26 protein-coding genes and 1 pseudogene are annotated in these 23,576 nt (G+C 70.8%); 11 read left to right on the forward strand and 16 right to left on the reverse strand.

Going from position 1 to position 23,576, the window contains the following annotated elements; all coding sequences use genetic code 11:
• Positions 1-8: 8 nt before the first annotated feature.
• Positions 9-578 (reverse strand): manganese efflux pump MntP, encoded by a 570-nt coding sequence (locus JL106_RS14695; protein WP_205261485.1) that lies wholly within the window; start codon positions 576-578, stop codon positions 9-11.
• A 127-nt stretch (positions 579-705) separates the two neighbouring features.
• On the opposite strand from JL106_RS14695, the gene JL106_RS14700 reads away from it, so the two are divergent.
• Positions 706-1,062 carry an ArsR/SmtB family transcription factor gene (locus JL106_RS14700; protein ID WP_205261486.1) on the forward strand — a complete coding sequence of 119 codons (357 nt, stop codon included), beginning with the start codon at positions 706-708 and terminating at the stop codon, positions 1,060-1,062.
• Positions 1,063-1,495: 433 nt separating this feature from the next.
• On the opposite strand, the gene JL106_RS14705 is transcribed toward JL106_RS14700, so the two are convergent.
• The 7 genes from JL106_RS14705 to JL106_RS14735 all read right to left on the reverse strand — a co-directional run bounded on the left by JL106_RS14705 (position 1,496) and on the right by JL106_RS14735 (position 8,998).
• Entirely contained in the window at positions 1,496-1,669 is a 174-nt protein-coding gene (locus JL106_RS14705) for a hypothetical protein (RefSeq protein ID WP_205261487.1), read from the reverse strand.
• Between the two features lie 415 nt (positions 1,670-2,084).
• On the reverse strand, positions 2,085-3,605 hold the full coding sequence (locus tag JL106_RS14710; RefSeq protein ID WP_328842463.1) for an NAD-dependent succinate-semialdehyde dehydrogenase: 1,521 nt from the start codon (positions 3,603-3,605) through the stop codon (positions 2,085-2,087).
• Positions 3,602-4,396 carry an SDR family NAD(P)-dependent oxidoreductase gene (locus tag JL106_RS14715; protein ID WP_205261488.1) on the reverse strand — a complete coding sequence of 265 codons (795 nt, stop codon included), beginning with the start codon at positions 4,394-4,396 and terminating at the stop codon, positions 3,602-3,604. The genes JL106_RS14710 and JL106_RS14715 overlap by 4 nt, the downstream gene beginning before the upstream one ends.
• Before the next feature lie 63 nt (positions 4,397-4,459).
• Positions 4,460-5,548 carry an ABC transporter permease gene (locus JL106_RS14720; protein WP_205261489.1) on the reverse strand — a complete coding sequence of 363 codons (1,089 nt, stop codon included), beginning with the start codon at positions 5,546-5,548 and terminating at the stop codon, positions 4,460-4,462.
• Positions 5,549-5,557: 9 nt separating this feature from the next.
• Entirely contained in the window at positions 5,558-7,078 is a 1,521-nt protein-coding gene (locus tag JL106_RS14725) for a sugar ABC transporter ATP-binding protein (RefSeq protein ID WP_205261490.1), read from the reverse strand.
• Between the two features lie 33 nt (positions 7,079-7,111).
• Positions 7,112-8,140, reverse strand: a complete 1,029-nt coding sequence (locus JL106_RS14730; RefSeq protein ID WP_205261491.1) for a sugar ABC transporter substrate-binding protein — start codon at positions 8,138-8,140, stop codon at positions 7,112-7,114.
• A 63-nt stretch (positions 8,141-8,203) separates the two neighbouring features.
• Positions 8,204-8,998, reverse strand: a complete 795-nt coding sequence (locus JL106_RS14735; protein ID WP_205261492.1) for an SDR family oxidoreductase — start codon at positions 8,996-8,998, stop codon at positions 8,204-8,206.
• Between the two features lie 307 nt (positions 8,999-9,305).
• On the opposite strand from JL106_RS14735, the gene JL106_RS14740 reads away from it, so the two are divergent.
• Together JL106_RS14740 and JL106_RS14745 are read left to right on the forward strand one after the other, a co-directional pair.
• Positions 9,306-10,058 (forward strand): IclR family transcriptional regulator, encoded by a 753-nt coding sequence (locus JL106_RS14740; RefSeq protein WP_205261493.1) that lies wholly within the window; start codon positions 9,306-9,308, stop codon positions 10,056-10,058.
• 20 nt (positions 10,059-10,078) lie between these two features.
• A complete protein-coding gene (locus JL106_RS14745; RefSeq protein WP_205261494.1) occupies positions 10,079-10,792 on the forward strand; it encodes an IclR family transcriptional regulator in 714 nt (237 codons plus the stop codon).
• Between the two features lie 227 nt (positions 10,793-11,019).
• On the opposite strand, the pseudogene JL106_RS22585 reads toward JL106_RS14745, so the two are convergent.
• The 5 genes and pseudogenes from JL106_RS22585 to JL106_RS14770 all read right to left on the reverse strand — a co-directional run.
• A pseudogene (locus JL106_RS22585) lies at positions 11,020-11,100 on the reverse strand (hypothetical protein); the annotation flags it as partial.
• A 73-nt stretch (positions 11,101-11,173) separates the two neighbouring features.
• On the reverse strand, positions 11,174-12,184 hold the full coding sequence (locus JL106_RS14755) for an amidohydrolase family protein (RefSeq protein ID WP_205261496.1): 1,011 nt from the start codon (positions 12,182-12,184) through the stop codon (positions 11,174-11,176).
• 46 nt (positions 12,185-12,230) lie between these two features.
• Positions 12,231-13,169 carry an NAD-dependent epimerase/dehydratase family protein gene (locus JL106_RS14760; RefSeq protein WP_205261497.1) on the reverse strand — a complete coding sequence of 313 codons (939 nt, stop codon included), beginning with the start codon at positions 13,167-13,169 and terminating at the stop codon, positions 12,231-12,233.
• A 2-nt stretch (positions 13,170-13,171) separates the two neighbouring features.
• Entirely contained in the window at positions 13,172-14,116 is a 945-nt protein-coding gene (locus JL106_RS22165) for a transketolase family protein (RefSeq protein WP_205261498.1), read from the reverse strand.
• Positions 14,113-15,000, reverse strand: coding sequence for a transketolase (locus JL106_RS14770; protein WP_205261499.1), 888 nt, complete (start codon positions 14,998-15,000; stop codon positions 14,113-14,115). Before JL106_RS14770 ends, JL106_RS22165 begins: the two co-directional genes overlap by 4 nt.
• Before the next feature lie 308 nt (positions 15,001-15,308).
• Here JL106_RS14770 and JL106_RS14775 point away from each other — a divergent pair, with 308 nt between their 5' ends.
• Positions 15,309-15,629 (forward strand): hypothetical protein, encoded by a 321-nt coding sequence (locus JL106_RS14775; protein WP_205261500.1) that lies wholly within the window; start codon positions 15,309-15,311, stop codon positions 15,627-15,629.
• Between the two features lie 130 nt (positions 15,630-15,759).
• Here JL106_RS14775 and JL106_RS14780 read toward each other — a convergent pair whose 3' ends face one another.
• The gene (locus tag JL106_RS14780; RefSeq protein ID WP_205261501.1) at positions 15,760-16,212 is read right to left on the reverse strand and encodes a MarR family winged helix-turn-helix transcriptional regulator; all 453 of its coding nucleotides are present in this window, start codon (positions 16,210-16,212) and stop codon (positions 15,760-15,762) included.
• A 58-nt stretch (positions 16,213-16,270) separates the two neighbouring features.
• Here JL106_RS14780 and JL106_RS14785 point away from each other — a divergent pair, with 58 nt between their 5' ends.
• The 5 genes from JL106_RS14785 to JL106_RS14805 all read left to right on the forward strand — a co-directional run bounded on the left by JL106_RS14785 (position 16,271) and on the right by JL106_RS14805 (position 19,329).
• On the forward strand, positions 16,271-16,672 hold the full coding sequence (locus tag JL106_RS14785) for a VOC family protein (protein ID WP_205261502.1): 402 nt from the start codon (positions 16,271-16,273) through the stop codon (positions 16,670-16,672).
• Positions 16,673-16,893: 221 nt separating this feature from the next.
• Entirely contained in the window at positions 16,894-17,463 is a 570-nt protein-coding gene (locus JL106_RS14790) for a hypothetical protein (protein ID WP_205261503.1), read from the forward strand.
• A gap of 112 nt (positions 17,464-17,575) precedes the next feature.
• The gene (locus JL106_RS14795; RefSeq protein WP_205261504.1) at positions 17,576-17,899 is read left to right on the forward strand and encodes an NIPSNAP family protein; all 324 of its coding nucleotides are present in this window, start codon (positions 17,576-17,578) and stop codon (positions 17,897-17,899) included.
• Entirely contained in the window at positions 17,896-18,633 is a 738-nt protein-coding gene (locus tag JL106_RS14800) for an SDR family oxidoreductase (protein ID WP_205261505.1), read from the forward strand. The genes JL106_RS14795 and JL106_RS14800 overlap by 4 nt, the downstream gene beginning before the upstream one ends.
• A gap of 48 nt (positions 18,634-18,681) precedes the next feature.
• Complete coding sequence (locus JL106_RS14805) at positions 18,682-19,329, forward strand: nitroreductase family protein (protein ID WP_328842474.1); 648 nt, start codon at positions 18,682-18,684, stop codon at positions 19,327-19,329.
• A 23-nt stretch (positions 19,330-19,352) separates the two neighbouring features.
• On the opposite strand, the gene JL106_RS22170 is transcribed toward JL106_RS14805, so the two are convergent.
• The gene (locus JL106_RS22170) at positions 19,353-20,030 is read right to left on the reverse strand and encodes a response regulator (protein WP_205261506.1); all 678 of its coding nucleotides are present in this window, start codon (positions 20,028-20,030) and stop codon (positions 19,353-19,355) included.
• Positions 20,021-21,775, reverse strand: coding sequence for a sensor histidine kinase (locus JL106_RS14815; RefSeq protein ID WP_205261507.1), 1,755 nt, complete (start codon positions 21,773-21,775; stop codon positions 20,021-20,023). The genes JL106_RS22170 and JL106_RS14815 overlap by 10 nt, the downstream gene beginning before the upstream one ends.
• Positions 21,776-22,043: 268 nt before the next feature.
• Here JL106_RS14815 and JL106_RS14820 point away from each other — a divergent pair, with 268 nt between their 5' ends.
• Both JL106_RS14820 and JL106_RS14825 read left to right on the forward strand, forming a co-directional pair.
• Positions 22,044-22,433, forward strand: coding sequence for a universal stress protein (locus tag JL106_RS14820; RefSeq protein ID WP_205261508.1), 390 nt, complete (start codon positions 22,044-22,046; stop codon positions 22,431-22,433).
• A 174-nt stretch (positions 22,434-22,607) separates the two neighbouring features.
• Positions 22,608-23,576 carry a tripartite tricarboxylate transporter substrate binding protein gene (locus JL106_RS14825; RefSeq protein WP_407940174.1) on the forward strand — a complete coding sequence of 323 codons (969 nt, stop codon included), beginning with the start codon at positions 22,608-22,610 and terminating at the stop codon, positions 23,574-23,576.

Consider the following 23,576-nt stretch of genomic DNA (forward strand, 5'->3'; position numbering starts at 1 on the left):
CGGCGTGGTCAGATCCAGTGCAGGTGCTCGGCCAGGGTCTGCACGCCGAGCACGATGAGCACGACACCGCCGACGATCTCGGCGGGCTGCTGGAACCGGGTGCCGATCCTGGCCCCGAGGAAGACGGCGGCGAAGGACAGCAGGAACGTCGTGATCCCGATGACGACAACGGCGACCCAGACCGAGACGTCCAGGAAGGCCAGCGAGATGCCCACGGCCAGGGCGTCGATGCTGGTCGCGACGGCCAGCACGAGCACGCTGCCGATCGACAGTCGGCGGTCATGGTCGTCCTCGCTCTCGCCGCCGTCGGTGACCGCCTCCCAGATCATCCGGCCGCCGACGACGGCGAGCAGGCCGAAGACGATCCAGTGGTCGAACGGGGCGATGAGCTCGGCGAAGGTGCTGCCGAGCAGCCAGCCGAGCAGCGGCATGGCGGCCTGGGCGACCCCGAACGCGGTGGCCAGCAGCAGGGCGTCGCGCAGCATCCGGCTGCGTGACTGCAGGCCCTTGGCCAGAGCGACCGCGAAGGCGTCGGCGGAGACGCCCAGCGCGAGCAGCAGCAGGGTCAGAGGTGACATGAGCGGTGATCGCAATCCGGGGGTCGGGCCGGGGGCCGGCGGGAGCTGGTCGCCGGCGACCGGCATCCATCCTGCCCGTCGGTTCGACACTTTCGCAAGTCATTGAATGTGCGACACTGCCCGCATCATGACCGATCACCAGTCGCTCGGCCGTCGCGAGCCGACGGACGCCCAGGTGCGGGCGGCCGCCCGCACCTTCGACCTGCTGTCCTCCCCGGTGCGGCTGCGGCTGGCCTGGCTGGCCGCGCACGGTGAGTACGACGTCGGCGCCCTGGCCGAGCGGTCCGGGGTGAGCATCGCCACCGCCAGCCAGCACCTGACCAAGCTTCGGCTGGCCGGTCTGGTCAGTGCTGACCGGCGCGGTCGGCACCAGATCTACACGGTCGACGACCCGCACGTGCTCACCATGATCGAGCAGATCTTCGACCACATCGCCCCGGACGGGACGCTGGCGCCGGACCCACCGGCCCGTGGGTCGCGCTGACCGATCGGGAGCGTGACCACGCCGCAGCGGTGCGGTGAGCGCCGGCAGGACGGAGCAGTGCGATGACGACGTGCCGGGCGCGCCCCAGGTCGTCGACGGGGTGCCGCGGTACCGGCGGGGACCGGGAGGAGGTCACCGACAGCGCCCGGTCCAGCGCTGAGGTTCTGATCGACCGACTCGTGCACGGCTGGCCGGTGGTGTCCACCATCGCCGCCGGTCACATCACGGACATCGACGAGGCTGCGCCGGACCGGCCAGGACCGAGGTGGCCGGTCCGGGTCGAGCGCGGCGACCCGGACCGGGCGCTGCGGGACGACGCCGTCACCGTCGGGGCCGCCCACTCGACCCCGATCACCGTCGGTGCTGCCGGATGCGCTGCTGCTGGGTCGGGTCGGCTGATCCTCCGGACGGTGGTGCGCGTCTGGACGTGGCGTCAGGCCCGCCTCGTCGGACGGCGGCGAACGGCGAAGTAGCCGAACGGATTGAACTCGTCGATGCCGTTCGAGATGGTGGCCAGGTGACCGCACCTGGGGCAGTGGCCGCCGGTGGTGTCGTCGACGACGGTGGGCCAGTCACCACCCAGGGACACCTGCGACGGGAACGCCAAGCCGCACACGAACACCGGGCAGCGATGGGTCGCCCCTTCGGATCCAACCGTCGTTCGTCCATGCCCGGGGGCCTTCGACCGAGCGAGCCGGTGGCTGCGGATCCAGCCCGTCCCGACGTGAACACCCTCGGCGGCGAGGGAGACTGTCGCGCAGCTGTGTACGCGCTCGGTCGGCTTCCTCTGGTCTTGGGCAGGCCGAACCGTTCGAGACACCGCCGTTCGCGGCCAGTCCGGACAGGTCGGCCGGCGCAACTGCCGACGTCGGCGCGATGATGTGCCGGGACGACCGATGACTTCTCGGCTACCCGCCGCAGTCGAGCATTGCCGATGATCGTCACGCTCGTCGACACCTCCGGTCGCAGCACTCGGACCGGCACGACCGATCGTCGAGGCGTCCAGCGTCTCCCGGCAACGCTCAGCCCTTCGATGTTGGCTCGGGGGTCATCGTGTACTTGGTGGTCAGGTACTCGGCGATGCCTTCGGGTCCGCCCTCCCGACCGAGGCCGGATCGCTTGATGCCCCCGAAGGGGGCGGCGGCGTTCGAGAGGACACCGACGTTGACGCCCAGCATGCCGGTCTCCAGTCGGTCGATCATGCGTTGCACCCGGGCCAGGTCCTTGGTCCAGACGTAGGCGGCCAACCCGGACTCGGTGGCGTTCGCCAGTCGGACGGCCTCGTCCTCGTCGTCGAAGACGGTGACCGCAACGACGGGACCGAAGATCTCCTGTGCCAGGACGTCGCTGTCGTCCGGAACCTGGGTGAGAACGGTTGGTTCGTAGAAGCTTCCCGGCCCGGGACGTGGTCGCCCGCCGACGAGGACGGTGGCGTGGCGGGCGATGGCGTTGCGGACCAACGAGTCGACCTTGGTGACGGCCCGGGCGTCGATGAGCGGTCCGATCGACACGCCGGGGAGAGTTCCGCGACCCACCTGCAGGGCTGCGACCCGTTCGGCGATCCGTTCGGTGAAGTCACGAGCGACGCTGCGGTGAACGAGAAATCGGTTGGCCGCGGTGCACGCCTCGCCTGAGTTCCGAAACTTGGCGGCCATCGCGCCGGTGACGGCTTGGTCGATGTCGGCGTCCTCGAAGACGAGGAACGGCGCGTTGCCGCCGAGCTCCATCGACGTCCGCAGCACCGTGTCGGCAGCTTGGCGAAGCAGTGCCTGTCCCACCGGTGTGGATCCGGTGAACGACAGTTTTCTCAGCCGCGGGTCGGCCAGGATCGGCGCGCTGACGACCGCCGCCGCTGCGGTGGGGATGATGTTGACAACGCCCGCGGGGACGCCGGCTTGCTGGAGGAGTGTGGCGAGCAGCAGTGTGGTCAATGGGGTGAGCTCGGCGGGCTTGACGACGACGGTGCATCCCGCGGCCAGCGCAGGCGCGATCTTGCGGGTCGCCATGGCCAGCGGGAAGTTCCACGGGGTGATGAGGTAACAGGGACCCACTGGGTGATGCGTGACCAGCATCCGGCCGCGTCCTTCGGGGGTCGATCCGTATCGGCCAGCGATCCGGACCGCTTCCTCGGCGAACCACCGCAGGAACTCTCCGCCGTAGTCGACCTCCGCCCGGGCCTCGGCCAAGGGCTTGCCCATCTCGAGCGTGATCAGCAGGGCGAAGTCCTCCCGCCGTCGCCGCAGCAGGTCGAAGGCCGACCGCAGGATCTCACTGCGCACGCGGGGCGCGGTCGCCGCCCAGTCGGCGGCCGCGCCCACCGCCGCGTCCAGCGCCGCGACACCGTCCTGCGGTGTGGCCGAGGCGACCGTGCGCAGCAGGTGCCCGGTGGCTGGGTCGTGGACATCGAAGGTCGCACCCGAGGATGCTCCCCGCCACTGACCAGCGATGAACAGACCGTCGGGGACCTGCTGCAGCAGTGCGTGTTCAGCGCTGCCGTCGACCGGTACGGGGGTGTCGGCGCCATGGTCGGTCGTTGCGCTCACTGGACGAACGCTCCGTTCGGCTGACCGTTCCACGCGGTGACGCCACCGTCGATCGGCACCACGGCGCCGGTGACGAACGACGCCATCGTTGACGCGAGGAACAGGACCACCGAGGCCACCTCGTCGGGCTCGGCGATCCGGCCCAACGGCACGAAGCGGGCGAACGCCTGCTCAAGTCCCGGCAGCTGCTCGAAGTTCCGTTCCAGCAGCGGCGTCCGCACCGGGCCGGGAGCGATGGCGTTCACCCGCACGCCGGCCTTGCCGAAGTCGACGGCCAGGCTGCGGGTGAGGTTGATCAGTGCGCCCTTGGCGGCGTTGTAGGCCGCGTAGTCGTAGTCGGCACCGATCCCGGACACCGACGCGGTGTTGACGATGCACCCGGCTGAAGCGATGAGCGCCGGGAGCGCATGCCGGGCCAGCCGGAAGGCGCCGTCCAGGTCGACCGCCATGACGTGCCGCCACGCGGCGTCGTCGGTGTGCAACGCCGAACCGACCGGGGCGATGCCGGCGTTGTTGAACAGGATGTCCAGGCGCCCACGCATGGCCACGGCCTGCTCCACCACAGCCACCACCGATGCGGGTTCGGTGACGTCCAAGGCCACCGGATGAAAGCGGTCGGGCGCCACCGCGTCGGCGTGCTCGGCGAAGCGAGCCAGCCCGGCGGCATCGACATCACCGCCGACGACCTCCGCGCCCGCCCCGAGGAACCTGATGGCTGTGGCGGCACCGATACCGGACGCGACACCACTGACCAACGCGACCTTGTCGAAGAATGTGGAGGGGTCGATCACAGCAACCAGCCTTCTGAGGGAACGACAGGGGGGACGAACCGGGGATCCGGGCCGGTGGGACAGTCAGGCTGCTGGCGCAGTCCGGCCCCTCCGGTGCCGCAGGGTCCGCAACAGCCGGCCGTCGCCAAGGACCGCGAGGATGATGACGGCACCGATGACGACGGGCTGCAGGTTGGGCGACACGTTGAGCAGGGTGAGGCCGTTGTTGACGACGCCGATGATGAGCAGACCCAGGAAGGTGCCCCACATGGTGCCGACCCCGCCGGCGAGGCTGGCGCCACCGATGACGACCGCGGCGATGACGTTGAGCAGGTCGGTGGAGTTGCCGGCCGTCGGCTGCGCGGCGTCCAGGCGGGCCCCGACGACCAGGCCGGCGACGGCCGCGAGGAATCCGGCCACGGCGTAGACCCGCAGTTGCAGCGACCGGACGCGGATGCCGGACAGCCGGGCCACTTCCTCGTTGCCGCCGATGGCGTACAGCGACCGTCCGGCCGGACGGAACCGCAGCCAGATGGCGGCCGCGGCGAAGACGAACAACATCAGGTAGACCTGCAACGAGATCCCGATGAACCGGGTTCGCGACAGCGCCTGGAACCAGTCGGGGAAGCCGAGGATCGGGGTGCCGTTGGTGACGTACAGCGCCAGCCCGGTGGACGCGAACATGGTGGCCAGCGTCGCGATGAACGGCTGGATCCCGCCGTAGGCGATCATCACCCCGTTCATCACGCCGATCAGGGTGCCCAGCAGCAGTCCGGCCAACACGGCCAGCGGGAACGGCCAGCCTGCCTGGGCGTAGAGCACCGCCACGATCATGAAGCTCAGGCCCAGGGTGGACGAGACCGACAGGTCGATGCCGCCCAAGATGATCACGAGTGTGGCGCCCGCAGCCATGATGCCGACGTACGACACCTGGACCAGGATGTTGACCAGGTTGTGCGTGGTCAGGAACACCGGGGACAGGATGGACATGACCACGACCAGCACGATCAGTCCGGCCAGCGGGCCGGACGTGCGCCCCAGCCGCCGGAGCAGCCTTCGGGCCCTCGGGCCCTCGTCCGGCTTCCGTGCGGTGACTGTGGTCGCCGGATGCTCGGTGGGGGCGGCCGGTCCGGCGGGATCCGTCCGGCGCGCGTTCCCGGTGATGTTCGACATCGTTGCTCCTCAGCGCTGCGCGACGGGCACCCGGCCCGCGGGGACGGACAACTCCATGACGCGCTCGGGCGTGGCCTCGGCGCGGTCCAGCAGGCCGGTCTGCCGCCCACCGGCGACGATCAGGACCCGGTGTGCCAGCAGCAGCACCTCTTCCAGCTCGGAGGACACCACGACGACCCCGACCCCGGACGCGGCCAGGGACCGGATGATCGTGTAGATGGCGTCCTTGGCACCGACATCGACGCCGCGGGTGGGCTCGTCGAGGATGAGTACCTTCGGCGTCCGGACCAGCCACTTGGCCAGGAGCACCTTCTGCTGGTTGCCACCGGACAGCAGACCGACCGGCGCGTCCAGGTCGCCGCGGATGTCCAGCTCCTGCGCCATCCGGCACTGCGTGTCCCGGACCACCCTGTCGGTGATCAGGCCGGACCGGGTGAGCCGCGATTCCCATGGCAGCGTCATGTTCTCGCCGCCCCGCCGGTCCAGGTTCAGGCCCTGCGTCTTGCGGTCCTCCGGCACCATGACGATGCCGGCGGTGATGGCGTCCTGCACCGACCGGATCCGCACCGGGACATCCCCGATGAGGACCTGTCCGGTGTCGAAGCGGTCGGCCCCGGCCAGGGCACGGACGATCTCGCTGCGGCCGGCGCCGACCAGTCCGGAGACACCGAGGATCTCGCCTTCCCGCAGGTCGAAGTCGATGCCGGTGAAGCGGGTCGAGCCCAGCGAGCGGACCTGCATCACGGTGCGGTCGCGGTGGGGTGGCGGCCCGACGTTGCGCTCGGCCAGCTCGCGGCCGACCATGGCGCGGATCATCGCATCGCGATCGACGTCCGCCGCCTCCCAGCCCGCCACCGACCGGCCGTCGCGCAGACACACGACGTCGTCGGCGATCCGGCTGATCTCCTCGAGCCGGTGGCTGATGTAGACGACCCCGGAGCCCTGCGCCCGGAGCAACTCGATCTGCTCCAGCACCCGCTCCGTCTCCTGGTTGCCCAGCGACGCCGATGGCTCGTCGAAGATGACGAAGGCCGGCCGCCGGATGATGGCCCGGGCGATCTCGATCTCCTGCTGAGCGGCCGTCGACAGGCCGGCCACCGGTCGGCGCGGGTCGACGCGGACCCCGAGCTGGTCCAGGGCCGCTCGCGCCTGGTCGTGCATCGATCGGCGAGCGACCGCCCCGCGCCGGGTGGGCATCCGGCCCAGGAACATGTTCTCCGCGACCGACAGCTCAGGGATCATCTTGATCTCCTGGTGGATGATCGCCACGCCCTGATCGAGTGCGTCCGAGGGCCCCGAAGGCTGGTAGGGGACGCTATCGATCGTCATGGCGCCGCCGTCGGGTCGACGGATACCGGCGATGATCGAGCTGAGCGTCGACTTGCCAGCCCCGTTCTCACCGATGAGGCCGGTGACCCGACCCCGGGTGATGGTGAAATCGACTCCCTTGAGGACGAAGACACCGCCGTACTGCTTGCGCAGACCGGTGGCGACGAGTCGCCCGCCGGCCGCCTGCTTCCCTTGCTGCATGTCGCGTCTCCCTCGACCCGCGGCGAGCCGGCCTCAGCCGGCGCTGCCGTAGTACTTGGCCGCCCGGGCCTGCTCGACGTTCTCCTTGGTCACCAGTACCGCCTCCTGGATCTGGTCCTTGGGGATGTCGGCGGCGCCGCCGTCGATCGCGGTGATGGCGTTGCGGACGGCGAGCTGGCCCATCAGATAGGGCTGCTGGCTGATCGTTGCGGTCACCGTGCCGGCGTCGATCGCCTCGTAGGCGGCCGGGAACCCGTCGATGGTCACCATCGGGATGGCCGGATGGTCGGCCGACTCGATCGCCGTGGCGGCCCCGAGTGCCATGTCGTCGTTCTGGGCGAAGATGCCGTCCAGGTCGGGATTGGCAGTCAGCACATTGGCGAAGACGTTGGCCGCGGTGTTCTGGTCCCAGTTGGCGCTGGTCGTCGACACCACTGAGACCGAGCTGGTGGCCGTGAGCACCCGATCGCAGCCTTCGGTCCGCTGCAGCTGGGTGGACGAGCCCGGAACGCCCTGCACGATGGCGATGTCGCCGCTACCGCCGATGGTCTCGACCAGGAAGTCGCAGGCCTGCTCGCCCATCCGGACGCTGTCGCTGCCGATGTAGGTGACGTAGTCCCCCGCGGCGGGCACCTGATCGATCGCGATGACCGGGACGCCGGCGTCGTTGGCCGCGGTCAGGCTGGCACCACCGGACGCCGCATCCAGCTGCGCGAAGATCACGGCGCCGACGTCTTGGCTGACCAGGTTCTGCACCTGGTTGACCTGCTGGGAGCTGTTGGAGTTGGCGTTGAGCACGACCAACTTCCAGCCCTGCGCCGCGGCCTCGTCCTCCATGCCCTCGACAGCCGCCGCGTAGAACTGGTTCAGGAACGACATCGAGACGCCGATGGTCCGGGTGTCCGAGCCACCGTCGGTGTTCGGGGATCCGGCCGCCGGCTCGGTGCTGCAGGCCGCCAACAGCAGGACGGTGGCGGCTCCGGCCGCCGCAGCACCGCGGTGCCAGCGCACCTGGTGACGCAGCGGCCGCCGTGATCGGGCACGGTCCATGGGCTCGGTCATCGTCGACCTTCTTTCCGGGAGAACAGGTTCGGGGACGTGAGCCGGGTGCGGGCGCACCCGGAGTCAGAGCGCGGTGTATCCGCCGTCGACCAGCAGGTCGGTGCCGGTGCAGTACCCGGCGGCGGGCGAGAGCAGGAACAGGATCGGCGCGGCGATCTCTTCCGGAATGGCGAACCGGCCCAGCGGGATGCGGCGCGAGATCGCCTCACGGACGTCCGCGACCTCCGGCCGCAGGTTCATCGGGGTGAGGGTGAAGCCGGGGGACACGCTGTTGACCCGGATCCCGCGGTCGGCCCACTCCGTGGCCAGCGACCGGGTCAGATGAGCGACTGCGGCCTTGCTCGCGTTGTAGTGCGCTTGGAGCATCTCGCGGTGCGCGACGATCCCGGAGATCGACGCCAGGTTGACGATGGAGCCGCCGCCGGACGGGAACATCGCCAGGGCCCGAGCCCGGCAGGACAGGAACACCCCGGTGACGTTGATCTCCAGGAGCCGGGAGAAGGACTGCTGATCCATCGATTCCGCCGGCACCGCCTGCGCGACACCGGCGGCGTTCACCGCCAAGGTCAGCGGCCCCAGGCGGGTCTGCACCGTCCGGACCGCATCCTCGACCGCGCCACCGTCCGTGACGTCGACCGGGAGGGCGACCACCGGACCCAGCTCGGTGAGCGCTCGACTCGTCGTCTCGATGGCCGGCCCCGGCAGGTCGACGACGGCCACGGCGGCGCCCGCGGCCAGCAATGCGATGGCCACGGCCCGCCCGATGCCGGACGCCGCGCGGGTGACCATGGCGACCGCGCCGTCGAACCCGGACACCGCCCCAGTGATCAGCGATGGCGTCTCCGGACCAGATTGCATGATCAACGCCTCCTCGCGTGCGCGGACGCCCAGCTCTCGCCGCGTCGCGAGGCCTGCTTCCGCTCGGACAGTTTCCGGTCCGTCGCCGAGGACAGTACGGTCTTCACCCGAGGCTGTCTAGCATTTTCTGGACATTGTGTTCACGAAACGCGTCATCGGTGACGCGCCCCTCGTTCCGGGCGCTTCGGTCGAGGGTTAGCATTGTGTCCGGATTCCGGGAGGATGGATGACGGGGACAGGCAGGGCGGTCCGAGGTGCGGCGGCGCCGGAGTCGGAAGCTGGCATCGGTGGCGATGACAACGCCGGGATGAGCGTCGTGTCGAAGATGACCCGCATGCTGTCCGCGTTGCAGCGCAGTCCTGATGCCAGCGCGGCCCGTCTGGCCGCCGACCTCGGCGAGCCAGTGACCTCGGTGTACCGGATCCTGGGTCATCTCGAGGGCATCGGGTGGGTGGAGAAGGGCCCAGCCCGTGGCCAGTACCGGCTGGGCATCGACCTGGCCGACGTCGCACAGTCGGTCGAGACATCGTTGGACATCCGCCAGCTGGCGTCGCCGGTCCTGCTCCGGCTCAACGGCCGGACGCGGGAGGTCACCTACCTGTGCGTGCGACACGACCGGCGGGCGGTCTGCATCGAGCGGTTCGACGGCGCGGACATCCAGAGCGCCGAGTTCCCGCTGGGCGGCTCGCTGCCGCTGCACCGCGGTGCCGGCCCGTTGGCCATCCTGGCCTTCGAATCCGAGGAGTTCCGCCGGCGATACATCGCCGCCCTGGCCGCCGCGGACACCAACCCCCTCACCGAGGCCGACGTCGTGGAACTCGAGCGGGCGTTGCGGTCGGTGCGCTCCCGCGGCGTGGCGGTGTCCGACGGTGACGTGACGCCCGGCATCCTCACGGCGGCTGCACCCGTGTTCGACCATCGCGGATCCGTGGTCGGCTCGGTGTCCCTGAGCGGGTTGCGCGATCGGGCCGCGGCCCCGGGGGTCGACTTCCCGGCGCTGATCGTGGAAGCAGGGCAACAGATCTCGGCCGGACTCGGGGCCACGGTGGGTACCGCGTGATGGCCGAGAAGTCCAATCGGGTGCTGAGGCACACACGCGCGGCGGTCGAGGCGCTCGCCCATGCGGGCGCGCTCCCTCCGGCGGACCTGGCGCGTCGCCTCGGCGTCCCGCGGCCGAGCGTCTACCGCCTGCTGACCGCTCTGGCGCACGAGGGACTTGTCGTTCCGTCGGCCGATGGGTCGTTCGCGCTCGGCACCCGGTGGCTCGGTTTCGGCGAGGCGGCGTTGCGATCCGCCTCGTCCTGGTTCGATCGGGACGACCTGCTCGAGGAGCTGCGCGACCGGACCGGGCTGACCGTCTTCCTGTCGGTGCCCCGCCCGGACCGGACCGTGTGCATCCGCCGACTGCACGGACGCAGTTACAAGATCCTGGTGCTGCGTCCCGGTGGCAGTCTGCCGCTGCACCTGGGCGGCGTCGGACGCATCAGTCTTGCCTTCGGGCCGCAGGACGCCGATGAGTACCTCGACCGAGCGCCGTTCGATCCGGTCACCGAACACAGCCTGGTGACACGACCGGAGCTCGAGGCAGACATCGAGACCAGCCAGGCCACCGGCGCCACCGTGTCAGACCAGGACGTGACCATCGGGGTCGCCGCCATCGCCGTCCCGGTCCTGGACGGAGGTGCACTGCTCGCCGCGCTGTCGGTGGCTGGCCGCCGGGAGGACATCCTCGGTCGGGTCGACGTCCTGCGGAGGTCGCTGACCGAGGCCGCCGGCCAGATGGGATCGCCATGAAGCAACCGGTCGAGGCCGGTGGACGCCGCGTGGCGGCACCCGGCTCCGGGGGGCGCCCCGGTCCGGCGGCGATCGGGGGCCCGGGTTGAAACCTCCACCACGATCCGGCCCCCCAGCGCCCGGGCGATCCGATCCAGACTGCGCGGCGATGCATGCACCTGATCGGCTTCGACCCGGCGGACGCCCGGCACCCCGAGCAACACCGTCCGCACCAGGCCGGCGAAGGTCACAGCCATCGCCGGGCACGTCTCACAGGCACCTTCGAACCAGACGCGAACCGTTCCGCCGTCGTCGAGCTCGGCTCGCATGTCCCCGGCGTGACCGCGCAGCCGCGGACGGATCTCGCGCAGCGCGTCGTCCAGATCGGCGCAGACCACGGATTCACGCACGGCTGAGCCCCGAGACCTTGGCGTCGAGATCGATGCCGAGCGCGTTCGCGAAGTTCCGTCCGAAGATCTTCTCCTTGATCGACCGGGTGAGCTCGGGGTACCCGTAGCGGTCCTGCAGCTCCTCAGGCATCTCCAGATCGGCCCACAGGTCGATGTACGCCTGGATGTCCGGCCAGATGAAACCCTCCGAGCCGTAGGCCAATCGGTCCGGCCCGATGCGCAACAGCGCTTGTCCGAGACGGTGCAGCATCGGGTACGGCTCGAGGAACGACTGGTTGAACCAGAGCGGGAGCATCAGGTGGATGTTGGGGAACCGCCCGGCGATGCTGATGGTCTCGTCGACGTACGGATCGCCCATGTGGTGCAGGCCGAAGTTCAGGTCCGGAAAATCGTACGCGGCCATCTGGATGTCGTTGGGGCGGAACGCCTCCACCGGATGCAGTCCCAGCGGGTAGCCCTTGTGGAACTGGACCAGTCTGACCCCCAGGTCCAGCGCCTTCTCGTACAGCGGGTAGGCGATCTCCGGGTCGTCGGCCCGCCACGAGTGGTGCCGATCCTGGTAGGTGTAGAACTTGAAGCTCACGGCCCCCCACTCGAGCACCTGACGCTCCATCTCCTGGACCGCCGCCTGCACGCCCTGCCAACTGGGGTCCACCCCGCCGCAGAACAACAGCCGATCCGGGTTGACCTGCGTCAGCTCCCAGCACAGTCGGGCCGGCCCCAATGAGTCCTGCCAGGGACCGAACAGCGGTACCGTCTGCACCATGGCCAGGTCGGTGTCCGACCGCTCGAACAGCTGCGCCTCCGCCCACTGCGGATCGACCGGGTCGAAGAAATCCGGCTTGGACGCGGGACCGCCCCGACTGGCCATCAGATCGTTGAACGCCGCCTGATTCACCCGGTGGGCGACCACGTTGCGGCCGTCGGTCCCCGGCGCGATCTGCCGGTCGGTGAAGTCCTGTGTGTGCACCACGCAGTCGAACACGATCATGCCGTCCTTCATCGCTGCGGCCTCCTCGCCGGATCCAGGTGGTCATGCTCCACCGCGGTCATGCTGACACCGCTGCGACATGGTCGTGCGGATCGGCCTTGAACGCCCAGAGCCGCCGGTAGGACCCCCGCACCAGGTCATCCAGCAGCGCCGGGCCTGTCGGCTGCCACCCCAACTCCTCCCGAGCCGGCGCCGAGTCGACCCGGCTGTTGCTGGCCAGCGCCACGTCGACCCAGCGCTCCCCGAGCGCGGCGTGAGCCTCGGCCAGCGTCGCCGACCGCGCTGGGACGCCGGTCAGCTCGCCGACGCCCTCGGCGATCCGGCGCATGGGCAGCTCGCCGGCTGCGATGTCGTAGATGCTGCCCGGTGGTGCGGCGTCCAGCGCGCGCGCGTACACGTCGGCCAGGTCCGCCAGGAAGACGTTGGCCCAACGGTTCTCGCCCTCGGCCACGTAGATGCTCTCGCCCGCCTGCAGCGCGGTGCGGATCAACAGCGGGAGCTGTTCGGACGCGCCGTCACCGTGGATCATCGACGGCCGGATGACGATGGTGCGCACCCCAGCCGATGCTGCCGCCGCGACCCGCAGATCGGAACGGTAGCGCTCCGCAACGACCTCGGCCGGATCGAAGCACTCGCCGGCCCGATGCACCACCTCGGATGCCCGGCCCGCGGCCATGTCCGTGTAGACGCCGGTCCCGCTGGTGCGGATGTACGTCTTGCCGGTCCCGGCCAGCAGTTCGAGGAACTGCGTCGTGGACTGGGCATGGTCTGCCGTCGCCGTGTCGATCACCGCGTCGTAGGCGGTCAACGGGCCCAGGTCGGCCACGTTGTCGAGGTCCCCGCGGACCGGGATCACCCCCTGGGCGCGCACCGTGGCGGCGGCGACGTCCGAGCGGACCAGCCCGGTCACCACGTGGCCGGCTCGCAGCAGCCGCTGCGCCACCGCCTGGCCGATGTAGCCGGCCGCGCCGGTGAGGAGGACGCGTTGCACGCTCATGGTCAGACTCCTGGGGTGCCGACGGGACGGGAATGGACGCCGACGATCCGGTCGGCGATGCGGGACGCGGACAGGCCGTACTTGTCCAGCAGGAATGCGTCGGGACCGGACTCCGACCAGCCGTCGGCCAGTCCCAGTCGGGTCACCGTCTGGGTGGACCGTCGGGCCGCGACGATCTCGGCGACCAATCCGCCGAGGCCGCCGATCATGGTGTGTTCCTCGACCGTGACGACACGCTCGCCCAGCAGACCGGCCAACCGGTCCTCGTCGAGCGGCTTGAGCATGGGCACGTGGATGTGCCGGGCATCGATCCCGCGGTCGGCCAGCAGGCGCACCGCGTCGACGCACCGGGAGGTCTGCACCCCGGTGGAGACCACGGTGATGTCGCCACCGTCCCGCAGCATGCGCGGTGCCCAGTCCTCCCACGTGGTGTCGATGTCGAACACCGGGGCCACGGCGTCCCGCGCAATGCGTAGGTACAGCGGCCCGTCATGGTCGGCGGCCCAGCGCACCGCGGCGCGCATCTCGTGTTCGTCCGCGGGCGCGAGCACCGTCATCCCGGGCATGGTCCGCATGATGGCCAGGTCGGCGACATCCTGGTGGGTCTTGCCCGACCGGCCGTTCAGCAGCCCGCTGTACGCCCCGGCGATCCGGACCGCGGCACCGGTCTGCGACACCAGCATCCGGATCGGGTCGAGCGCCCGGTGGGTGAGGAAGACCCCGAAGGTGGACAGCCACGGGCGGTACCCGAGCGTGGACAGCCCGAAGGCGATGCCGACCATGTTCTGCTCGGCGATGCCCACCTCCACGAAGCGCTCCGGGTGAGCGGCGGCGAACAGGTCTGCCTTGGTCGAATTGGCCAGATCGCCGTCCACCACCACGATCCGGTCGTCAGAGGCACCGAGCTCGACCAACGTCTCGCCCCACACCTGTCGTTGCGCGATCACCGAGCCACTCCCACCGTCTCGGGCTGGCCCAGCTCGGCACGCGCCGCCGCCAACTGGTCCGCGGTGGCGATTCCGTTGTGCCACCGGTAGGTGCCCTCGGTGAAGCTCACGCCCTTGCCCTTGACGGTCTCCGCGAGGATGACCGTGGGACGGCCCGCGGATCCCCGCGCCCCGCAGGCTGTCTCCAGTGCCCGGTCGATCTCGGCGTGGTCGTGGCCGTCGATGTCGATGACGTCCCAGCCGAAGCCGCGGAAGATCGCACCGACGTCCTTGCCCGCCCACGGGTCTCGTCGGTCGAAGCGGTCGCTGGCCCCGGCCGGCCACCCGTACTGCTGCAGACCGTTGCGGTCCACGATGGCAGTCACGTTGTCCAGACCGTACCGCGACGCTGCGTACGCGGCCTCCCAGACCATGCCCTCCTCGATCTCGCCGTCGCCGAGCAGCACCCAGGTGTGGAAGTCCCGCTGCTGCAGTCGCGCACCCAGGGCCATCCCGACGGCGACCGACAGGCCCTGTCCCAATGAACCGGTCGAGGCGTCGATGCCCGGCAGCATGCGCATGTCGGGGTGTCCTTGCAGTCGCGAGTCGCCGTGGTCGAAGGTGGCCAGCTCGGCGGGATCGAAATATCCGCGCAGCGCCAGCACGGTGTAGAGCCCGATCGCGGTGTGTCCCTTGGAGAGCACGAACCGGTCGCGGTCGTCCCTGTGGGGGTCGGAGGGATCGATCCGCAGGTGGTTGAAGTACAGCGCCAGGAGTAGGTCCATCTGGGACAGCGGGCCCCCGATGTGGCCGGCGCCGGCGTCGGCCACGGTGCTGAGTACCAGCCAGCGGGCGTGCCGGGCAAGGGCCTCGAGTTCCTCGGCGGATGCGGTGTGATGAGTCACGCTGAACTCCTCTCTGAGTACCGACCGAACCTACCGCCTAGCGAACATACTGTCCATAAAACGCTATGCATTCGCGATCTGCGACCGTACTCACGGCCAAGACCGGGTCGATGAGAACTTTCGCGACCGAATTCAGCGACCAAGTTCAGCGAGGCGCGGGCTGGAGGCCCGCGCTGCTCGGCCGGGCCACGCCGCCGTCCGGGGACAGGAGCGGGAAGGGGGGAACCAGGTGCTGGGTCGGCGACCACCGCTGTGGCGCTGCCGGCGTGGCCCGGTGAACACGACCACGGGGCCATGAGGAAGCCGCCATGGCCCAGAGGATCTTCGTCAACCTGCCGGCGACCGACGGGGACCACAACTCGGGCGGTCGTCGAGAAGCTGGACTGCTCGATCCACGACCAGTTCTCGGCGACACCACCGTTTCCGCCGTCACCGGTGACGTGATCGTGGTGCTGCTCCTGGAGCGCGAGGGACTCCGCCCCTCCCGTCCGGAGCGGCCGGTGTCCGAGCCTGGCGGCCAGGTGGTGATGCTGCTCGCGCTGAGCGCGGAGGCCGGCGAGGGCGTCGACCGCATCCTCGAGACCGTGCTGGCCAACGGAGCCACCCCGACCGGGGGGACGAGGACATGAGCTTCATGGACGGCCGGACCCTCGCCGACCCGGCCGAACGCTTCCGGGAGTTCACCTGGATGGATCCTGCGGCCATCGCCGGCTGGGCGACGCTCGGATCGTTGCCGGATCGCCTGCACAGGCCTCGTGGTCAGTCTGCGTCGTCGGGCGGCAGGTAGAGGTCCAATGCCCGCATCATCTGGCGCAGGAGGGCGCGGAGCTGGTCCTCCTGGTGGCGATCCAGGCCAGCCGCCTCGTCATCGACGGCGCTCTCCGCCTGAACCTGGTGGAGCAGATCAGAACCGGCGGCGGTGAGGTGTATCTGCAGGATGCGGCCGTGGCTGGGGTGCGGGGTGCGGACGACCAGGCCGCGGTCGAGCAGGCCGGCGACAGCGGCGGACATCGACTGCGGCGTCACGCCTGAGCGATCACTCAACTCGGCTCCGGACAGAGTGCCGGACGGCTCTGCATCGAGCAGGGCCAGCGCTGACAGCTGTGCCTGGGTCAACGAGAAGCCCTTCAGGATGCGGTCGAGCCGTTGTGACAACGCGCCGTTCACCCGGCGGAAGAGGTACGTCAACCGCCGCCCGAAGTCATCCGTCACCTGGCAAAGATATCAGGGAGCTGATATAAGTTGGCTGACAACCATCGAGGAGGTACCGATGAAGTTCGCATCCATCCGTATGCCGACGTCAGATGTCCTGCGACTGGTCGGCTTCTGGGAGAAGCTCACCGGAGTTGCAGCGCAGTGGACCAACGAGGAGTTCGCCGAGATCGTCCTGCCTGGCGCCACCGTGGCCATCAGCAGCTCGAGGCTGACCGACGCGTTCGCGGCCGGGTCCGTCGAACCGTCGTCGAACCGCACGGTGATGCTCGAGCTGATGGTCGACGACGTTGATGCGGAGCGGGACCGCGTCACTGGATCGGGCGTGGCTGTGCTGATGGAACCGACGACGCTCCCGTGGGGCAACCGTTCGATGTTGATCAGCGACCCCGACGGCAATGTGGTCAACCTCTTCAGCCCGGTCACGCCCGACGCGATCGCGCGGTTCGGCTCTCGCTGACGCCGTCCGATCGAACCGTCGCGCGCCGACGGCGCCGCTCGGGTGCACTCGGTCCACCTGCGAGCAGGCGAACGACCGTGACGCGACGGACGCTTCGGTGCTCGGCTCTGACTCACCCGAACGACCGAACGTTCGTTCGTGCCGGTAGCCTGCTCCCCGGCGGTGCCCGGTGGAGACGGCCGGCCTGCCGCTCGATCGACGGACTCGACGCGGAGGACGACATGAGCACGCACCCGGGCATCGATCCGCTGGACTCGATCCGGAAGTTACAGGCCCGCCTGGACCAGGTGGACGGCGCGACCCGACGGACCCTGCAGACCTCGATCGACCGGCTGGCCGCGGAGCTGGTCGGGGACGTCGAGGGCATCATGCGGACGCTGGCCGACGACTTCCACCTGGTCAACGTCGCGCCGGACGGCACCCGGACCGAGGGTCCCCGTGGCGCGGCGGTCCGGGCGGCGTTCGAGGGGCTGTGTGCCGGCGGGCAGAGCACCGTCTGGGTCGAGTGGGAGCAGTTCGCCGTGGACGCCCACACCTTCGCCGGCATCGGTGCGGTCCGGATGGTGGTGCCGGCCGGGCTGGCCGCGGCGATGGGCATCCCGGCCGATCCGGCTGCGGGCCCGGACGCCCGGTACTCGACCACCAGCCACTCGGCCGTCTTCATCGACTTCGACGACCAGGGCCTGATGACGTCCGAGACGGTGTTCGCCGATCCGACCAGGACCGTGCGCCGGCTGGCCGGTCCCGACGAGCAGTTCGACAACCGGCAGCTGGCCGCCCGGCTCGGCTGACCGTCACTGGCTGTCCCTGACCGTCCCCGCCGACAGTGCATCCCGTCCGGGCACCGTGGCCCGGGCGGACCGGTCGCCACCGTGGTCGACCGTCCACCTCCAGGAGGAACCGATGGCGTTCTACGAGATCCGCCACTACACCCTGCAGCCCGGCACCCGGGACGAGTGGGTCAAGTACATGGAGGAGGTCATCATCCCGTTCCAGACGTCGAAGGGGATGGTGATCAACGGGTCCTTCCTCGACGAGGAGGACGAGGACAAGTACGTGTGGTCGCGCCGCTTCGAGTCCGAGGAGCAGCGCGAGGAGCTGTACGCGGCGGTCTACCAGGACGACACCTGGGTCAACGAGATCTCGCCGAAGGTCGGCACCATGCTCATCCGCGACCTGATCAAGGTCACCCGGGTGGTCCCCACGGCCGCCTCCGAGATCCAGTGAGCGGGCCGCTGGAGGGCGCCGTCGCGCTGGTCACCGGCGCCTCCAGCGGCATCGGCGCCGCGATCAGCCGCCGCCTGGCCCGACTGGGCGCGACCGTGGTGCTGGTCGGCCGCCGGGCCGACGCGCTGGACGGGGTCCGTCAGGAGATCGAGGCGGCCGGTGGCGCCGCCGAGACCGCGATCGCCGACGTGGCCGACCTGTCCGCCATCACCGCGGCCATCGACGGGACGGTGCAGCGACACGGTCGGCTCGACGTGGTGGTCAGCAGCGCGGGGGTGGCCAGCCTCGCCCCGTTCGTACCGGCCGAGCCCGGCAGCTGGCAGTCGATGATCGACGCCAACGTCTCCGGCTTCGTGAACACCGCCCACACCGCGATGCCGCACCTGTTGGCCGCGGCCGCCGACGGGCCGCGTGGGGTGGCCGACTTCGTGTCCATCTCCTCGACCTCGGGCCGACGTCCGCTCGCCGGCAACAACATCTACTCGGCCACCAAGCACGCGGTGACCGCACTGAGCGAGGCCATGCGCCAGGAGGTCACCGAGCGGATGGTGCGGGTCGGCATCGTCTCGCCCGGCATGGTCGACACCCCGATGACCGAGGCCTACCGGTCGGTGGCGTCGTCGGTGTTCCTGACCGTGGACGACGTCGCCGACGCCGTCGAGTTCATGATCACCCGCCCGGCCGGCACCGCCATCAACGAGATGATCATGCGGTCGACCCACCAGGCCGTCTGAACCAGCCCGAGATCCCGACATCCCCACCACCGACCCGGAAGGTCTGCTGTGAGCCTGCTGCCCCTGGATCCCGACCAGTTGCTGTCCACCACCCGCGCGGTGCGCAAGCGGTTGGACTTCTCCCGTGAGGTGCCCAAGGACCTGGTCCGCGAGTGCGTGGCCATGGCCCTGCAGGCGCCCACCGGGTCCAACGTGCTGACCACCCAGTTCGTGGTGGTCACCGACGAGGACAAGCGGCGCGAGGTCGGCCGGATCTACGGCGAGGTGTACGCGGGGTACCGCGCCTCCGCCGGATACCCCGGCAAGCTGACCGAGGGCGCGGCCGAGACGGCCGACACTCGGACCCGGATGCGGGTGGCCAGCTCGGCCGACTTCCTGGGCGAGCACATGGGTGAGGCGCCGGTGCTGGTGCTCAGCTGCAGCGTCGGGCCGAACCGCGACGCGGCCAAGGCGGCGACCGGCAACGTGCTGCCCGCCACCTGGAGCTTCATGCTGGCCGCCCGCGCGCGCGGCTTGGGCACCGCCTGGACCTCCATGCACCTGTCCCGGGAGAAGGACGTCGCCGACGTGCTCGGCATCCCGTTCGACACCGTGGCCCAGGCCGTGCTCACCCCGCTGGCGTTCACCAAGGGCACCGACTTCAAGCCGGCCGACCGGCCGGAGCCGGATGCGGTGATCCACTGGGACCAGTGGTGATCTGAGTCCTGGAGCCGGGCCGCTCAGCTGAGCGGCCCGGCTCCGGCCCGCACCGGCGAGAACCGGTGCTCCGGCCGTCCGGTGGTGCCGTAGCGGAGCTGCACGTCCAGCCGGCCCTGGTCGGCCAGCAGGGCCAGGTACCGCTGGGCGGTGGCCCGCGAGATGCCCACCTGTTCGGCCACCTCGGCGGCCGACACCGGTTCGCCGGCCGCCGCCACCGCCTGCGCCACCGCCTGCTCGGTCAACGCGGAGTGTCCCTTCGGGCGGGTCCCGGCGCCCTGCCCGTGCAACACCCGGATCGCGGCGTCGACGGCATCCTGCTGCACCACGTCGGCGCCGTCCAGCAGCGCCCGGTAGCGGCGATAGGCGCCGAGACGGTCCGAGAGTGCCTCGGCGCCGAACGGTTTCACCAGGTAGGCCAGCGCGCCACGGGACAGGGCGGTCCGCACGGTGCCCGCCTCGGCCGCTGCCGACAGCACGAACACGTCGCAGTCCAGCGACCGGACGAGTTCGAGGCCGCTGCCGTCCGGCAGGTACAGGTCGACCAGGGCCAGGTCGACCCCGCGGGCGGCCAGCCGCATCGCCTCCGCGACGGAGGCGCAGCTGTCCGGCTCGGCGAATCCCGGCGTGGCCCGGACGATGTCGGCGTGCAACCGGGCCACCCGGAAGTCGTCGTCGACGACCAGGACGGTCAGCGCCACGACGCCTCCGTCTGCGGGGAGCCGGCCGGCCGGCCGACCGGACCGGCCGTGGCGCCTCCGCGGCTCGCCAGGACCCCCGGGAGTCTGGCCACGAACACCGCGCCCGCCGACCCGTCGCCGCCGGGCTCGGCCAGCCAGACGTCGCCCCCGGTGGCCCGGGCCACCTGACGGACCAGGCTCAGCCCGAGCCCCCGCCCGGAGCCGATCGGGTGGCCGGTCACCTCCGGCTCGAACAGGCGCTCTCGCAACGCTTCCGGGACGCCGGGGCCGCTGTCGGCCACCGTCACGTACAGCGTCCCGGCGTCACTGAGCAGCTCGACGTCGACCCAGCGGTCCGGTACCGGACCGCGCTCGGTGGTGGCTGCATCGACGGCTGCATCGATGGCATTGTCCAGCAGGTTGCCCAGCACCGTGGTCACCGCCACCGGGTCGGTGACGAGCTCCGGCAGCCAGGTCTGCGCTCCGATGCGCAGGTCCACGGCGCGTTCGCGGAAGTGCGCCGCCTTGGCCGACAGGAACGCCTGCACCGACGGGTCGCGCACCGCCTCCAGCCCGTCGAGCAGCGTGCCCAGCGGTCCGGACCCCAGCAGCGTGCGGACGTACTCGTCGGCCTCGACGCTGCGCCCGGCGGCAATGAGTCCGTGCACGACGTGCAGCCGGTTGGCGAACTCGTGCCGCTGCGCCCGCAGGGCGCTGCTCATCGTCTGCACGGCGTCCAACTGGCGGGTGAGCGACTCGATCTCGGTGCGGTCGCGGGCCGACAGCACCACGCCCAGGTCCCGGGCGCCGCGACTGACCGGTCGGACCGAGCAGACCAGCACGCGGCCGCCGGTGACGACCAGGAGCGGCTGATCGATCGGCGCCGTGGTCGGGGCCGCCGTCCGCAGCCGGTCGGAGATGGCGTGCCGCAACGGTGCGGGCACGTCGGCGTCGTCGAGGGTGCGGCCCGGACCGATGCGCGCGCCCAGCAGTCGCCGGGCCTCGTCGTTGGCCACGGTGATCCGACCCGTGGCGTCCACCGCGACCACCGCGCCGGCGATGCCGCCGAGCACAGCCTCGTGCTCGGAGACCAGTCCGGCCATCTCCTCCGGCTCCAGGCCGAGCGTCAACCGTCGCAGCCGGCGGCCCAGCAGCACCGACGCCACCGTGCCCAGGCCGAGGGCGGCCGCCGCGTAGCCCGCCGCGATGAGGAGGTCGGCCCGTAGCGCGGAGGCCAGCACGTCGGCGTCGATCCCGACGCTGACCGCACCCACCACGACTCCCGACCCGTCCGGGGCGAACACCGGCACCTTGGCCCGGGCGGACTCGCCCAGGGTGCCGCGCTGCTCGACGACCTCCTCGCCGCCCGCCAGCGGCACCGACGGATCGGTCGACACCGGGCGGCCCAGCTGGGTCGGGTCCGGGTGGGCGAGCCGGATGCCGCGGTCGTCCGTCACCACCACGAACAGCGCCCCGGTCCGCCCCCGGACGGCTTCCGCCTGCTGCTGCACCGCCCCGGTTGCGAGCTCGGTGCCGGTCTCCGGGGCGGCGCGGTCGTCGGCCGCCCAGCGCGCCACGGCATCCCGCACCACCGGGTTCTCCGCCGTGCTGCGGGCGACCGCCAGGGCGCGCTGCCCGTACTCGGTCGACAGCTGACGGTCCAGCAGGGTGCCGAACAGGCTGAAGCCCAGTCCGACGACGGCCGTGACCACGGCCAGCTGCAGCAGGAGCAGCTGGCCGGTGAACCGCAGCCGGGGACGGCGCATGCGGCGACAGTAACGGCCCGGCCGCCGGCGCTGATGCCGTGCGCACAATGCGCAGAAGTCGGGTCAACGCGGGAAAGCGGCGGGAACGACCAGAACCGCGCGCCGGGCCGTCGCCGGAGTTAGCGTGCTGCACGTCACATCGAGTCGCCGTGCGGCGACGGTGACGGGAACGCGGTGCCGGGTTCCCGCGGGGCGCTCGGTCGCCGCGGTGGCTCCGGACCGGCGTCCCCGGCGCCGCCGCCGCGGCCATCGCCGTCCGGGAGCGCGCATGACGATCCTCGCCGCCTACCAGCAGACGCCGGAGGGGCAGGCCGCCCTGGACCGGGCGGTGGCCGAGGCCCGGCTGCGGAACACCGATCTGGTCGTCCTCACCGCGCCGGCGCACCCCGGGGACGACCCGCTCGTCCGGCTCAATGAGCTGGACCGGCTGCTGGCCGAGGACGCCGGGGGACCGGTGCCGGTCGCGGTCCGGCCGGCGCACCGGCCGGAGCACCTGGCCGACGAGATCGTCGACCTGGGCAGCGAACTGGACGCCGAGATGATCGTCATCGGGCTGCGCAAGCGCTCCCCGGTCGGCAAGTTGTTCCTCGGCTCCGCCGCGCAGGACGTGCTGCTCAACGCGACCGTGCCGGTCCTCGCCGTCCGCGCCGTCGGTTGAGACCACCGCGCCGACCGCCCGGTCGGATGTCCACCAGCTGTTCCGTTCTCGCATCGCATCCGCATCCCTGGAAGGCCGACGATGGCATCCACCCGCACTCCTGTTCCCCCCGGTGTCGACGGCGGGGACGTCGTCCGCGCGGCCTCCCGGCCCCGTCCGCGCCGTCGCTGGCCGATGGTCGTCTGGACGGTGGTCGCGGTGCTGGTCATCGGCGCCGGGCTGATCGCCACGGCCCGGTCCGGCGGCGGCGACTCGGCTCGGGCCCGCCTCGCCGTCATCGCCCCGGCTGCCCCCGGTGGCGGCTGGGACCTGGTCGCCCGCGAGTCGCAACAGGCGCTGAAGTCCGAGGGTGTGGTCAACAACGTGCAGGTGGTGAACATCCCTGGGGCCGCCGGCACCATCGGACTGGGCCAGTTGGCCGACATGACCGGCCAGGGCGGCACACTCATGGTCACCGGGACCGTGATGGTGGGCGGGATCATCGCCAACGACAGTGACGCCACCCTGGCCGACGTCACGCCCATCGCCCGGCTGGCCGAGGACTTCGAGGTCATCGTGGTGCCGGGGGACTCGCCGTACCAGACCCTGGACGAGTTGCTGGAGGCGTGGCGGGCGGACCCACCGGGCACCGCCATCGGCGGCGGCTCCAAGGGCGGGACCGACCACCTGCTGGCCGGTCTCGTGGCCGAGAGCGCCGGGATCGACCCGACGCAGCTCAACTACCTCGCGTTCTCCGGCGGTGGCGAGGCGCTCAACGCGCTGCTGGCGAACACGGTGACGGCCAGCATCTCCGGTTACAACGAGTTCGCCGACCAGATCGAGGCCGGCAACGTCCGGGCACTGGCCATGGGCACCAGGGAGCGCGTCGAAGGCATCGACGTGCCGAGCCTGGGCGAGCAGGGCGTCGACGTGGAGCTCACCAACTGGCGTGGGCTGGTCGCCCCGCCCGGCCTGAGCGACGACCAGCGGGAGCAGCTCACCGACATCGTCACCGAGATGGTGCAGGGCGCGGCCTGGCAGGACACCGTCGCCCGGAACCGTTGGAAGGACACCTTCCTCACCGGTGCGGACTTCGAGCAGTTCATCCAGGCCGAGACCGCCCGGATCCAGGACATCGCCACCGAACTCGGGATCGGAGCATGA

Origin of the sequence: Nakamurella leprariae (assembly GCF_016918035.1) — a bacterium.
GTDB classification, from domain to species: domain Bacteria; phylum Actinomycetota; class Actinomycetes; order Mycobacteriales; family Nakamurellaceae; genus Nakamurella; species Nakamurella leprariae.

What these genes read in the sequence shown, in the direction of transcription:
- JL106_RS14695 (WP_205261485.1), bottom strand. Translation starts at nt 578, where the DNA reads ATGTCACCTCTGACCCTGCTGCTGCTCGCGCTGGGCGTCTCCGCCGAC.
- JL106_RS14755 (WP_205261496.1), bottom strand. Translation starts at nt 12,184, where the DNA reads ATGAAGGACGGCATGATCGTGTTCGACTGCGTGGTGCACACACAGGAC.
- JL106_RS14730 (WP_205261491.1), bottom strand. Translation starts at nt 8,140, where the DNA reads ATGACCGAGCCCATGGACCGTGCCCGATCACGGCGGCCGCTGCGTCAC.
- JL106_RS14820 (WP_205261508.1), top strand. Translation starts at nt 22,044, where the DNA reads ATGACGATCCTCGCCGCCTACCAGCAGACGCCGGAGGGGCAGGCCGCC.
- JL106_RS14815 (WP_205261507.1), bottom strand. Translation starts at nt 21,775, where the DNA reads ATGCGCCGTCCCCGGCTGCGGTTCACCGGCCAGCTGCTCCTGCTGCAG.
- JL106_RS14775 (WP_205261500.1), top strand. Translation starts at nt 15,309, where the DNA reads ATGGCCCAGAGGATCTTCGTCAACCTGCCGGCGACCGACGGGGACCAC.
- JL106_RS14825 (WP_407940174.1), top strand. Translation starts at nt 22,608, where the DNA reads ATGGTCGTCTGGACGGTGGTCGCGGTGCTGGTCATCGGCGCCGGGCTG.
- JL106_RS14735 (WP_205261492.1), bottom strand. Translation starts at nt 8,998, where the DNA reads ATGCAATCTGGTCCGGAGACGCCATCGCTGATCACTGGGGCGGTGTCC.
- JL106_RS14700 (WP_205261486.1), top strand. Translation starts at nt 706, where the DNA reads ATGACCGATCACCAGTCGCTCGGCCGTCGCGAGCCGACGGACGCCCAG.
- JL106_RS14720 (WP_205261489.1), bottom strand. Translation starts at nt 5,548, where the DNA reads ATGTCGAACATCACCGGGAACGCGCGCCGGACGGATCCCGCCGGACCG.
- JL106_RS14795 (WP_205261504.1), top strand. Translation starts at nt 17,576, where the DNA reads ATGGCGTTCTACGAGATCCGCCACTACACCCTGCAGCCCGGCACCCGG.
- JL106_RS14760 (WP_205261497.1), bottom strand. Translation starts at nt 13,169, where the DNA reads ATGAGCGTGCAACGCGTCCTCCTCACCGGCGCGGCCGGCTACATCGGC.
- JL106_RS14790 (WP_205261503.1), top strand. Translation starts at nt 16,894, where the DNA reads ATGAGCACGCACCCGGGCATCGATCCGCTGGACTCGATCCGGAAGTTA.
- JL106_RS14740 (WP_205261493.1), top strand. Translation starts at nt 9,306, where the DNA reads ATGAGCGTCGTGTCGAAGATGACCCGCATGCTGTCCGCGTTGCAGCGC.
- JL106_RS14725 (WP_205261490.1), bottom strand. Translation starts at nt 7,078, where the DNA reads ATGCAGCAAGGGAAGCAGGCGGCCGGCGGGCGACTCGTCGCCACCGGT.
- JL106_RS14785 (WP_205261502.1), top strand. Translation starts at nt 16,271, where the DNA reads ATGAAGTTCGCATCCATCCGTATGCCGACGTCAGATGTCCTGCGACTG.